Origin of the sequence: Alkaliphilus sp. B6464 (assembly GCF_018141165.1) — a bacterium.
GTDB lineage: Bacteria > Bacillota > Clostridia > Peptostreptococcales > Natronincolaceae > Alkaliphilus_B.
On the sequence record NZ_CP058558.1, the window covers coordinates 309,907 to 322,966 of the forward strand.

At 28.9% G+C, this 13,060-nt stretch carries 10 protein-coding genes; 6 read left to right on the top strand and 4 right to left on the bottom strand.

Going from position 1 to position 13,060, the window contains the following annotated elements:
• Positions 1-141: 141 nt before the first annotated feature.
• Entirely contained in the window at positions 142-342 is a 201-nt protein-coding gene (locus HYG84_RS19445; protein WP_212382562.1) for a hypothetical protein, read from the bottom strand.
• Between the two features lie 166 nt (positions 343-508).
• Here HYG84_RS19445 and HYG84_RS19450 point away from each other — a divergent pair, with 166 nt between their 5' ends.
• The 3 genes from HYG84_RS19450 (at position 509) to HYG84_RS19460 (ending at position 4,161) form a co-directional block, all read left to right on the top strand.
• Positions 509-2,743 carry a DNA gyrase/topoisomerase IV subunit A gene (locus HYG84_RS19450; protein ID WP_212382564.1) on the top strand — a complete coding sequence of 745 codons (2,235 nt, stop codon included), beginning with the start codon at positions 509-511 and terminating at the stop codon, positions 2,741-2,743.
• Between the two features lie 130 nt (positions 2,744-2,873).
• On the top strand, positions 2,874-3,674 hold the full coding sequence (locus HYG84_RS19455; RefSeq protein ID WP_212382566.1) for a hypothetical protein: 801 nt from the start codon (positions 2,874-2,876) through the stop codon (positions 3,672-3,674).
• A gap of 58 nt (positions 3,675-3,732) precedes the next feature.
• The gene (locus HYG84_RS19460) at positions 3,733-4,161 is read left to right on the top strand and encodes a hypothetical protein (RefSeq protein WP_212382568.1); all 429 of its coding nucleotides are present in this window, start codon (positions 3,733-3,735) and stop codon (positions 4,159-4,161) included.
• A 407-nt stretch (positions 4,162-4,568) separates the two neighbouring features.
• Here HYG84_RS19460 and HYG84_RS19465 read toward each other — a convergent pair whose 3' ends face one another.
• The 3 genes from HYG84_RS19465 to HYG84_RS19475 all read right to left on the bottom strand — a co-directional run bounded on the left by HYG84_RS19465 (position 4,569) and on the right by HYG84_RS19475 (position 7,709).
• Entirely contained in the window at positions 4,569-5,114 is a 546-nt protein-coding gene (locus tag HYG84_RS19465; protein ID WP_212382570.1) for a hypothetical protein, read from the bottom strand.
• An 11-nt stretch (positions 5,115-5,125) separates the two neighbouring features.
• On the bottom strand, positions 5,126-6,445 hold the full coding sequence (locus HYG84_RS19470) for a ParM/StbA family protein (RefSeq protein ID WP_212382572.1): 1,320 nt from the start codon (positions 6,443-6,445) through the stop codon (positions 5,126-5,128).
• Positions 6,446-6,983: 538 nt separating this feature from the next.
• Positions 6,984-7,709, bottom strand: a complete 726-nt coding sequence (locus HYG84_RS19475) for a helix-turn-helix domain-containing protein (RefSeq protein ID WP_212382575.1) — start codon at positions 7,707-7,709, stop codon at positions 6,984-6,986.
• A 217-nt stretch (positions 7,710-7,926) separates the two neighbouring features.
• On the opposite strand from HYG84_RS19475, the gene secA reads away from it, so the two are divergent.
• From secA to HYG84_RS19490, 3 genes are all read left to right on the top strand, one after another.
• Positions 7,927-10,359, top strand: coding sequence for a preprotein translocase subunit SecA (secA, locus tag HYG84_RS19480; RefSeq protein ID WP_212382577.1), 2,433 nt, complete (start codon positions 7,927-7,929; stop codon positions 10,357-10,359).
• 261 nt (positions 10,360-10,620) lie between these two features.
• Positions 10,621-11,733, top strand: coding sequence for a sigma-70 family RNA polymerase sigma factor (locus tag HYG84_RS19485; protein WP_212382579.1), 1,113 nt, complete (start codon positions 10,621-10,623; stop codon positions 11,731-11,733).
• A 102-nt stretch (positions 11,734-11,835) separates the two neighbouring features.
• Complete coding sequence (locus HYG84_RS19490) at positions 11,836-12,933, top strand: sigma-70 family RNA polymerase sigma factor (protein WP_212382581.1); 1,098 nt, start codon at positions 11,836-11,838, stop codon at positions 12,931-12,933.
• Positions 12,934-13,060 lie beyond the last annotated feature (127 nt).

The window sequence follows — 13,060 nt, forward strand, 5'->3', positions numbered from 1 at the left end:
ATATAAGGGGGAGGTATTTATCCTCCCCCTTTTGTTCATGAACATTTAAAATATTTCTCTTGTTTTTGTTGTCTTGGGTTCTTGGTGATTAATTTTAATTCAAACATCTTTCATCGCATACAACATAAGGTTTTTTTATTTTTAATATATTTTGTATGGCACTGTTGCCATGGTAGATATTTCTACGTTTTGAGGTGTTGTAGTCTCAATTACTGGAGTCACTACTTTATCAATTGCTAAAACTATTAATTTATCCAGTAATAAATCTAAATTTGTGTTCATTGCTATTGATGTTGTAATAAGTGTTGCAATATAGTTTGATTTCAAAATTGCATTTATCACTTACAAGTACCCCCTTAATTAATTTTTACAAGTCCCTAATATGATCAATAGAATCCTTTGACTTGTGCGATTATATTGTAATTAATTATATTAAAATGATTCAAGTATATTTTAAAGAAATAATGTTTTATTTTAACGACAAAACTTACTCAAAGGAGGTATGAGCATGTTAAACAAAAATGAAATTATAGATAATAATATTATTGAAGTTGCTCTTGAAGATGAAATGCATGTCAGTTTTTTAAACTATTCAGGGGAAGTTATTGAAAACAGAGCAATACCCAGTGTATATGATGGACTTAAACCAGTTCTAAGAAGAATCTTATATGCCATGGAGGAATTAGGCCTTACATGTGACAAACCACATCGTAAATCGGCTCGTATAGTCGGAGATTGTTTAGGAAAATGGCACCCTCATGGTGATTCATCTGTGTATGAGGCAATGGTTAGGATGAGTCAATGGTGGTCAGTAAGATACCCTTTAGTAGATTTGCAAGGCAATGGAGGCTCTATTGACGGAGATTCCCCTGCTGCTATGAGGTATACAGAGGCAAGGATGGCTCCTATTGTGGAAGAATTTTTAAAAGACCTTAAAAAAAATACAGTTAATTGGAAAAATAACTTTGATGACACTATGAAAGAACCTGAAATACTTCCTACCATTCTACCAAATTATTTATTAAATGGTGGAAGTGGTATTGCTGTTGGGGTGGCTTGTGATATTCCATCTCATAATTTAAGTGAACTGGTAAACGGCATTATAGCATTTATTAATAATCCAGAGATTGAATTAACTCAACTTCTTAAAATTATTAAAGGACCAGACCTTCCCACTGGCGGAATTGCTGAAGGCAAAGACTTTTATGAAATTTATAGAACCGGGGAAGGAAAGTTTAAAGTTAGAGCAAAACATCATATAGAAGATCTTAAAGGTGGAAAAAAATTAATTGTAATCACCGAAATTCCTTATCAAACTAAAAAAAGCACTATTCTTGCTAAATTAGGAGACCTTTATGTTAATAAAAAATTAGAAGGTGTAACTGATGTAAGAGATGAATCTAATTTAGAAGAAGGCATTAGAATAGTAATTGAAGTTAAAAAGGATATAGATCCGAATTATGTTTTAAAGAAAATCTTCAAGAAAACTGATTTAGAGTCTACTCAAAGTGTTAGTATGAGAGCGATAGTTAAAGGAAAGTTAAAAACACTATCTCTAGTTGACTACTTTAAGGAGTATCTAGGTTTTCAAAAGGATGTATTGATTAAAAAAACAAACTATTCACTAACAAAACATAGACATGATCTGCATATTCAGGAAGGATTCTTAATTTGTTTGGAGGATATCTTTGCGATAGTAGAAACAATTGCAAAGAGTAGAAACCCTAAAACAGCAAAAGATAATTTAATAAAAAAGTTTGGACTTGATGAAATACAAGCACAAGCAGTATTAGATTTAAGATTGTCTAAACTAACTTCTCTTGGTAAAACAGAAACCAAGAATAAGATCAAAGAATTAAAAGATGAAATCAAAAGACTAGAACTCCTTATTTCCTGTGATGAAAACATTTTTGACCATATAAAATCTGTACTTAAAGATATTGATAAGAGATATGGAGACAAAAGAAGAACTAAGATTGTTAAAAACCTAAATGTTATTGAGGCAGAAAAACCTGTGGTAGAATTTAATATTGTTATAAAAGATAGAAACATTAGAACTTATCAAACAAAAAACTTTAAATCTGATGGTGGCATTGTTCTGAGCACAGATAATACTAAAGATTTAATTCTTATTACTAAAAATGGAGACTATTTTAAGTATGAAGCCGAAAAGATACCTCCAAAAGTCCCTGTAGACATCATAGGAGCCTTTGTAACAGACTTTAATGGTGATAGTAGGGTAATCGCATTGATAACGTCACAAGGCCAAATAAAGAGGTCTTATTTGAGTGATTATAATATAAATAGAACTCAATCAAGTGCTATTAAATTAGAGAAAGATGATGAATTAATTTACTGTTTAGTAGGAGAAGAAAATACGGAACAATCTATTGTGACAATAGGATCTTTACAAAACTATAATTGTGTTAAATTATCGGATGTAGATATTACAGGACGAAACACTAAGGGAATTAAAGTAATGAAGTTAGAGGGTAATGAAACCGTAGAAAATGTATTTATTAAACAAGAAGTAGAAAACATTGTACTTAAATTAGAAGATCAAGAAATTAGAGTGTCTACCACGAATATTGAGGATAATGAAAATAATAAAAGATTCCAACTAAAAAATATTCTGCCATGGGGTAAAAAGACAAAAGTTATTTTAGGATATGAGTTAGAGTTTAAATCCGAGAATACTTCAGAAGAAATTACTGTCGATAGCCAAACACAATTAACTTTTTGATAAAACAAGGTCTATGTACTAATAGTGCATAGACTTTATTTTATTTACTTGAAATATATTAAAATTAATTTTTAAAATTAAGGCACATATTATATTTGGATTTAATACATATCACAAGGAGGGATTTAAAATGAAAAGAATTAAAGATTTTTTTAGTAAAATGGATAAAAAGAAAGTGATTATTGTATCACTATATCTCGGAATTGCATTTTTACTTCAATACTTAACAGAATTCATGACAAAATCAAAAATACCATTTGCTTTAATTGGTATGCTATGTCCTTTCATTTATTCTGAAAATGTTACTCATTGTCTAACTAAAAATTCTAAAAAATTATTACTCTATGCAAACATTTTTTTTAGAACTATTACATTTGCATTTGGGCTTGCATTTTGGATAAATGCTTATCACAAAGATGCATTTTATGTAAACAATCATACTATACTAGGTATTATATTTTTATTGTTCACTGTATTATGCAGCAAAAGAATAACTTATAGCATAATAGGTATCGTGGCCATAAATATAACTGCTTATGTTGGATTTGGTGATACTTACAAACTATTTGCAATTGGGTTCGCTACTTTTTTCATAATAGAGATTTTTAGAGGTGCTAAGTTTCAGTTATTTGCACCATTTAGTAAAACAGTTTTTTTTATTGATTTAAATAAAATCAAGTTAAACAAAAGGATTACTATTAGTTTTGTTATTTCTTTAATGGCTATGGCTGTTGTAATTTCAAGTATGGTAGGAGAACCTTTTTATGATGCATATGCAAAAACCAATAAGACGATCTCAATTAAACAGGACAATAATGAATTTAGTAACCAAGATTCTGAAACCAAACAGAAAATAGATAAAACTGTTAATGAAATAAAAAATACTACCATAACTATCAAAGATAAAGTTTTTGGTAAATTTAAAAGATAAAAAATATCAATATCAAGATTTTGGAGTATAAAGATATTGAAATTAAGGAGGAATTATTATGTGTAAAGTTCATGGTGATAAATTTATTGCAAGTTGTATTGTTTTAGAAGGGTTTGAATGTTGTGCTTGTTGTTCTAAATCGGAGGAAGGATGCGAATATTCAGTTGGTAAATATGATGAAGTAGGAAGTAAACTATCAAATAAACTTCATAATACTATTTTGAATAAAATAAAACAAAATGCGTACAAAGGTTATCCTTACGAAGATAAAGAAATGGCAATAATGATTGCTGAAATGGATAGGATAAATATAGATAAGTATCCCGAATTGTTAATCATTAGAGAAATCTTTAGAAAGTGTGCTGAATCAAAAGAGTATGAAAACTTTGCAAGAATGACTTTAAATAATGAATTTGTTAAAAGTTTAGATTCTTATTTGAAGTCTGTGGAAAATAGAAAAAATGCAGGTTACGATATTACCATATAAAAAGTTGAAGTCTTATAATACAAATTATATAAAAAAAGTACCAAACGGTACTTTTTTATATGTGTAATTTTAATAAAATTTAATATTTGTTCCTTTTTCTATTAAAACGTTATGATTAATACGCCTTGTTTTTATGTTCTTTGATATTTTAAGCACAACTGGTACTTTATCCCTATCAAATAAAGAGATTTATAATAATGTTGCTGATCTTGATTATTGATCATATCATGTTTAACTACTTACTTCTATAAATTAAACACTTAATTTACATAGAGGCATTATATAAATTATGAAAGAATAAATCAATAAAAAAGGCACACTTATCCCATTTTTTAATTATATAGGATAAGTATGCCGATTGTATAAAATATTAAATAAAAGAATATAGTTTTTATTAAGGATACTTTCTATTGTGTTTTTTTCCTTCTATTTACACCAAAAGCACCTGCTAAAGAATTTATTTGATTTGCTAACTCTTTTTGTTTTTGTTGCTTTTCTTCAACTTGAATTTTTTTATTTCCAATTTCCGGTATTGTAATTATTTTATCAGTTGATCTATTTCTGTCTGATGCTCTTTCCATTTTAGAAATATCATTATTTCCATTTAAGTAATATCGAATCATTTGTTTTAATTCATAACCGATTATCTTGCCATCATTCTCCATGTCTGTAACATATCTAAATACATCATAATCTCTTTTTCCTATGCTAATAGGTTTACGGAATGGCTTTTTAACTTCATTTTTAATTTTATAAATTGGTATCTGGTATGTGTTATCCTGACCTTCATATGCCCTAATCATATCTTTTATGACCTGAGCAAATCTACCGTCAGGAATTGAATCAGCCCAATGCCACAAGTCTATGTCTTTTTTTCCAAAATTAATATAGATATTCTTAGACGGTTTTCCATCCAAGAAATCTATTTCCTGCTCTTTAGTCGAATTAGACATGTATAAATTACCTATTCTGTGATTTCTTCGGATTCACAAGTGGCTGCTACTTCTTCATCCTTAAGGCTTTCCAATCCCTTTACTTCTTTTGCTTCCTCGATATATCCAATTTCATCTCTATAGTTAATTATAATGTAATTAAAGAAACCTACGCTATTAGCATATACACAGTCAAAATCTTCATTTTTATCTGTTGAATCTTTTACCTCTGCAAGTTGAATATTTTTAGGAATGTTTAATTGGAAAAATGGGAAAAATACTTTGCCTGTTCCTCCAGTAACAATTATGGAATCAACATTATTAAATCCTCTATATTGTTGATTTAGCATTTTAATATTATCTTCAGCAAAATTTATTGTGCTTAATTTAATATCTGGGTCTAAATCATATTTTTGATTGCCATTATACCAAATAAATCTTTCACCTTGATCTTTACTTAAATAATAATTAAACTGATGAAGTTGAAGCATGATATCAGTTTTTTCTGCTATTGTATCTCTAGCCTCATTAAATATATCTTTCATAGCGAGTGTTGGATCAGTTGTAGAATTAACAATATTTCCATTTTCAATAAGGAACGTATCAATTGTTCCAAAACCACCATCATATATTAAAGTTCTATCTTTTTTTAATAAATTTTCATTTATAATTTTCCCTTTTCTGTCAGACGCTAAACTTAAAAGAGTTCCGAATGGTTGACTAAGAACACTAATATTTTCTTCTTCAACGTCTACCTTTATTTTCTGCCAGTCTCTACTCCCTATTTTTATTTCAAATTCATGATGTCCCATTAATAAGTCAATATAGGAATCAGCATGTGAATCAACTTGTTTTTCAGGAAGTCCTACACATAATCTAATGGCAGGGTTTTTAACAAATGAAAAATCATCTTTCATTAATGCTAAAGCAATACCAACTCGATTGAGAACTAAATTTTCTTCACTATTAAGCCTATTTTCTGTATACAAAGTATCTTCATTAGTTAATTGGTCAAATGTTCTATTTATAACTGCATGGCCAACCAACCAAATATCTCTATCGCTTGTCTTATAAAGTATGTAACAGTCATCAGAATATTTGATATTGTCTAAATCTCTTTTTCTAATTTTTCTCACTACTGATGGATATTTATGATATCCAAACATACTAAATATTTTAGTTGCAGAAAAGCCAACATCTAGCCCTATTGGCATCATTTCTCTTATATCGGTGATAAAAGGAATATTTAAATTTCTAAAATTATATTCTGTTTCTGCTGCCATACCCCCAACATTTATGTGAGAATTTTTTTCGTCAATATTTAAGATATTTAACTTATTAAAGTTACTCATTTAGACTTGTCCTCCTTTTGTTCTTTTTGTTAAATATTTCTAACAATAAAATAACACTAATAAAATTATTTGTCAATCTGATATATGAAAAATAACATAGAATTTATGATAAAGTTCATAAAATGCACAAACCATGTGTAAAATGACATGTATTATATGTAAAAAAACATAAAAATGTGATAAAACTCACATATAGTATGTAAATCATCATATAACATATGAATATTATCATAAAGTTTATGCAAATTATCATATGTTCCAAAATTCCATTAAATTGTTTTTCAAAGAGAAAAAAATGTTAAACTCTAAATTTCTTCTATAATAATTCGAACTCAGAGATAAAGAAAACACAATAACGGTTTCGTTTGTACTTATTTAACTAAGGACAAGAAAGGAAAACAAAATTTCTTTTTTGTTACGCTATTATATAAATAAAAAACCATAACAGTACTTGTAAACTGATTATGGTAATTAATTTAAAAAGAAAGTAAACAGTAATTTCAATTTCGTTTCACTTATCAACTTATTCACGAATTAATTATCTAGAAAAGAAACCGAAAATACCCTTTCGTTTTGCAGAATTATCTTTATTTCTAAATTTTTCTTCCACCAAATTATGCATTTTACTCATATTTTCTTCGATTCTGCGTATTTCATCTTTGTTAATAGAAAATTGTTCAATAGCCTCTCTTGTTATTTTGTTATCTTCTTTAATCTCTTTTATTGCATTTCTGGTATTCTCGTTATCTTTTTTTACTTCATCTTTTATGGATTTAAAAGAGTATTCGATATCTTTAGTTGTAGCAAGTTGTTTAATTGAGTTTTGTAACATATCCTGAATGGTTGGAATTAGATTGGATTGTAGTTCAGCCTTCACTATTTCTTGTAACCTATCATCCATTTTTGAAGATATAGCATTAATAAGTTCTTGCATCTTATCATGTTGATCAAATATTGGTGATGATAATTTCCCTTCAGGAGAAGATAAAAATTCATGCACTTGTTTTACGCTTAAGCCATCTGCTTTAAGTAAATCTAAAATATACCTTAATTCTTCAATATTCTTTTCGGTATATGTTCTATGCTCTCCCGGATTATGCTCCAATGTCATATACTCCTGAAATTCTCTGCAATAATAACGAATCATCGCAGGTGTTTCATCAAGAATTGATGCAACGTCTCCTGTTTTATATGTCAGTGGCTTTCCATTGATATTTCTTTCCTCAATATCTAAATTGTTGATTTCATCATCATTCACCGTCACCCCTCCTTTTTATGTGTTATGTTGATCTTTAAATATATAATGTTACAAACATATAAAAACAAAAAAGAAACTACGTTTTTATTGCGTTTTATTTTGCTTTGCTTTCGTTATATATATTCTATCATTAATTGTAAAAAAATTCGATAAGAATTGGACATTTATATGTTTTTTACTATAATGATTCATTGCAATTTTAATTAAATTTGGAGGTGGAATTATGTTTTTTAATAAATTAAGAAAATTAGAGAGAAAGGCGTCACAGATTGATGCTCTAGGTGAAAAATATTCCAGTATGATTGATGAACAATTAAAAGACAAAACTAAGGAATTTCAAAAGAGATTAATCGAGGGTGAACCAATAGATAATATTGCAATAGAAGCATTTGCTACAGTAAGAGAGGTCGCAAAAAGAACCATAGGTTTATATCCATATAAGGTTCAGTTACTTGGTGGATTAACCTTAAATGATGGAAATATTGCTGAAATGCGTACTGGAGAAGGGAAAACCCTTGTAGCACCAATATCGGCATATTTAAATGCCATTGAAGGGAGAGGGGTACATATAGTCACAGTTAATGATTATCTAGCCAAAAGAGATAAGGAAACAATGGCCCCGATTTTTGAATTTTTAGGTTTAACAGTTGGGCTTATACAAGGCGAAATGAATCCTTCTGAAAGACAAGAGGCTTATGCTTGTGATATTACTTATGTCACAAATAACGAATTAGGTTTCGATTATTTAAGAGACAACATGGCAAAGGATAGAAGTCACAAGGTATTAAGGGGTCTTAATTACTGTATCATAGATGAGGTTGATAGTATTTTGATAGATGAGGCTAGAACTCCGCTAATTATATCAGGTGTATCCCAACCAAATGAAGGATATTATGTTAAAGCAGATATATTTTTTAATATCTTAAAAGAAGGTAGAAAAATAGAAACTGATGAAAATGCGTCTAAATTAGAGAGAGCATTAACAAGAAACCAACAAGAGATAACAGAAACTGGTGATTATATTGTAGACAAAAAAGAAAAAAGGGTCCATTTAACAAGTCAAGGGATAGCGAAAGCGGAAAATTTCTTTAAGTTTAAATGCTATACAGATCCAGAGAATTTAGAAATAATTCATTATATTGATAATGCATTAAAAGCCAATGCTTTATTTAAAAAGGATATAGATTACATTATTCAAGATGGCAAAATAGAGATTGTAGATGAATTTACTGGCAGGATTCTAAAAGGCAGAAGGTATTCAAACGGTTTACATCAAGCAATAGAAGTTAAAGAGGGTGTGGTATTACAACCTGAATCGAAAACATTAGCATCAATAACATATCAAAATTTATTTAGGTTATATCGAAAAATTTCTGGTATGACTGGCACTGCAAAAACAGAAGAAATTGAATTTAGAGATTTATACAATATGGATGTTGTAGTTATTCCAACGAATAAGCCTATTACAAGAATAGACCAAGATGATGTTGTATTTTTAACTGAAAAAGAAAAATATGCTGCAATCGTCAGCGATATTAAACAGAATTATGAAAAAGGCAGGCCTGTATTGGTTGGAACAACAAATATTGAAGTTTCGGAATTGATATCCACTATGTTGAATAAGGTGGGGGTAAAACATACAGTATTAAATGCAAAGCATCATGAGCAAGAGGCTGAAATTATCTCAAGAGCGGGAGAAAAGAATGGTGTAACAGTTGCAACTAATATGGCAGGTAGGGGTACAGACATTAAACTAGGTAAAGATGTTGTTGACCTTGGTGGGTTAAAAGTTATTGGTACTGAAAGACATGAATCAAGAAGAATTGATAATCAATTAAGAGGTCGTTCAGGTAGACAAGGAGATCCGGGAGAGACAATTTTTTATTTATCTCTTGAAGATGATCTAATGAATTTATTTGGTGCATCTAAATATATATCGTTATTTAAATCATTAGGAACAGAGCAAGGGTATGAGATAAAGCATCCATTGATTACTAAGTCAGTAGAAAAGGCACAAAAGTCTATTGAAAGCAGAAACTATGGTTCGAGAAAATCAGTTATGGAGTTTGACAATATCATTAATAAACAGAGAATGACAATTTATAGAGATAGAAACAGACTCTTTGAAGAAGATGGTTTAAAGGAAGTTTTGAAAATAATAGATAGTATTTTATTAATCGAAATACAGAAATTAAGAAATTCACCTTATGAAGAAAAGAATATTGTAAAAATAAGAAGTAAACTCTATGAATTTACAGGCATTAAGGTTGGTGACGATATAATAAGTCCATTAAGTAATAATGGGATAGTGCAATTAATAAAAGATAATTTTACTAATCGAATAAAAGATTATAAAAAAGAAGTAATTGCTGACATATTAAAGCACATGATGTTCGATGTCATAGATCAGGCATGGAGTGAGCATATTGATGTTCTATCAAATTTGCAAAGAGATGCAGGATTATATGGGGCAGCAGGTAAAGATCCAGTACAAGAATTCTTTTCTCAAAGTTATGAATTGTTTAATGCTTTAATTGAAGATATACAGATAAGGATTGTAAGGTTAGCGTTTAAAATTGATTTCAAAAGCATCTTTGAACAATCTGAATCTAGCGATTTTAAACTAGATTTTAATAAAAATGATAGAACTATATAAAAAGTATTTTAAAAACATTAAAAACAAAAAACATGTGTTATGTTGAAAATGAAATATATAAATTGGTTATTTTATAACTGTATTTTTTATGTATTTTTATTATTGACACAAAAGCATGGAGTGTGTTATTCTATGTTTGTAATTAAAAATACATAAAAAATACAAAATACATAACCCCCACCAATGACAAAAATTTCAATACTTATAGCAAAACATAAAAACTGACACAAATTAAAAATACAAAACAAGGGGGTATGCTTAATGAGTAGAACAGATAAATTAATTAGTGCAATTAATAAACTTCTTGAGCAAGGAATTAAAGATGGTTTCATTACTCAAACAGAAGTAGATAAAATTTTTGAAGGTGTAGTTCTTGAGGATGAGCAAATGGAACAGATTTATAATCTCTTTAGTGAGGCTGAAATTGAGATCATAGATACTAGTGAACATGATAATACAGATGGATTTCTTGAGGGCGAAGATACAGAGACAGATTTTAATACAAATGAGGTTGAAAAGAACAATTATACTGATGTGGAATATGTATCAGAAGAAGATACACTTCGTAGGTTTTTAAGAGAAATGGGACAAATTCCTATGGTTAACATGGAAGAAGAAATAGCACTGGCTAAAAGAATTAAAAAAGGTGATGAAGAAGCCAAGAAAGAATTAATAAGTGCAAATTTAAGACTTGTAGTATCAATTGCCAAAAGGTATATGAATAGAGGACTCCCTTTCATTGATCTGATTCAGGAGGGATGTTTAGGACTGATTAAAGCAGTAGAAAAATTTGATTATACAAAGGGGTATAAATTTAGTACTTATGCAACTTGGTGGATCAGACAAGCAATCACCAGAAGTATTGCTGATCAAAGTAAAACTATTCGAATTCCAATGCACATAATTGAACTTACATCTAATTATTTAAAAGTACATAAAAGACTTACAAATGAATTAGGCAGGGAACCATCTATAGAAGAAATTGCTATGGAAATGAAAATGCCAGAAGAAAAAATTGCCAATATAGTTATGATGACCAAGGATACTTTATCTTTAGAAACACCTTTGTCTGATGACAATAGTTTTACTTTGGGAGATATAGTTAAGGACGATAGAGAAGACATGCCTGAAGATATGGTTTGTAGGGGTATGTTAAATGAACATCTTAAAGAAGTACTTGATACCTTAACAGAAAGAGAGAAAATGATTCTAATTTATAGATTTGGTCTTTATGGACATAAGGCAGAGACACTTGAGGATGTAGGTAAAAGATTTAATGTTACACGAGAGAGAATTAGACAGATCGAAAATAAGGCTCTAAGAAAATTAAGGCACCCGTCAAGGAGTGTGAAAATTAGAGACTTTTTAAGATAAGATAATAAAATATTTATTATAAAACTTGAAACTTATGTAAATAAACAACTATTATTTTAATGTATTTTGTTTAAATTAAACTATCTATACGGAGGTAATTCAATGAGTAATTCAAAGATCACCATACGATCCTATATGGACAAAAAAATCAACAATAGAAAAAATGGAGTTCAAATGACTATTTACGATTACAATAATATAGAGCCAATTGAAAATAGATTGGGGATATTAGTAGAAAAAGGTTGTACTCCTGATGATAATATTCTATCTTATGATCCTGATGAAAAAGATTTGAAAGATAATATCTGTAACAGAACCTCTCAATATGTAGATAAAGAAAGTGATTATTACTATGATGAAATGAATATTAATAATCAAGATATACAATATGTAGACGCTACTACTCAATATTTAAAAGATATTATTCCGTTTAATCCTTTAACGTTACAAGAGGAAAAATACTATGGGAAACTTGTATTAAATGGTAATAAGGAAGCAAGAGAAATATTAGTTTCTCATAATTTGAAATTGGTGATTCATTATGCTAAACAAAGAGTCAGACAATCACCATTGTCTATGGAGGAATTGATTCAGGCAGGAAATATGGGACTTATCAGAGCAGTAGACACCTACGATTACACAAGAAATAATAAATTTAGTACTCATGCGAAAAACTATATTTTGGCTTACATGTATAGAGAAGAAGAAAATTTTGCAAGACCAATTCGCTTACCTTCATATATGGTACAAACTAAAAACAAAGTTAATAAATCAATTGATAGACTCAAAAAACAATTTGAGAGGGAGCCAACTCTTGAAGAAATATCTGAAGATGCACAACTTCCTCTAAAGAGAGTTCAAAAGGCTATGGAGGCTGATATGAAATTATATAGCCTTAATGTAGCATTTGGAGAAGATAATGAGTCTGAAGGTCTCGATTTCTTCAGCAGCGAACATGATGTGGAGCAGGAGTTTATTGACGGAGAGATGAAAAATGTAATTAGACTTGCAACAAAAGATTTATCGGATTTAGAAATGCAAGTTATACATCTAAGACACATAGAGAACATGTCATTTAATAAGATTAGTAAAAAAATAAGTATGGATTTAGAAGATGTAAAAAGAATAGAAGAAAAAACAATAACTATTTTAAAAGAAAAACTTGAAAATTTAGGATTAAGAATCGACAATTTTTTCTAATGCTACACAATAAAAACATGCCACCTACGGGTGGTTTTTGTTTTATAAAAATATTTAATATTTTTCATATAAAATATTAAAATAAAATTGAAGTAGATAAGATTGTTTTTGTATTATAAAAGATGTT

Coding starts and splice junctions, on each gene's coding strand:
- HYG84_RS19450 (WP_212382564.1), top strand. CDS start 509: ATGTTAAACAAAAATGAAATTATAGATAATAATATTATTGAAGTTGCT.
- HYG84_RS19455 (WP_212382566.1), top strand. CDS start 2,874: ATGAAAAGAATTAAAGATTTTTTTAGTAAAATGGATAAAAAGAAAGTG.
- HYG84_RS19460 (WP_212382568.1), top strand. CDS start 3,733: ATGTGTAAAGTTCATGGTGATAAATTTATTGCAAGTTGTATTGTTTTA.
- HYG84_RS19465 (WP_212382570.1), bottom strand. CDS start 5,114: ATGTCTAATTCGACTAAAGAGCAGGAAATAGATTTCTTGGATGGAAAA.
- HYG84_RS19470 (WP_212382572.1), bottom strand. CDS start 6,445: ATGAGTAACTTTAATAAGTTAAATATCTTAAATATTGACGAAAAAAAT.
- secA (WP_212382577.1), top strand. CDS start 7,927: ATGTTTTTTAATAAATTAAGAAAATTAGAGAGAAAGGCGTCACAGATT.
- HYG84_RS19485 (WP_212382579.1), top strand. CDS start 10,621: ATGAGTAGAACAGATAAATTAATTAGTGCAATTAATAAACTTCTTGAG.
- HYG84_RS19490 (WP_212382581.1), top strand. CDS start 11,836: ATGAGTAATTCAAAGATCACCATACGATCCTATATGGACAAAAAAATC.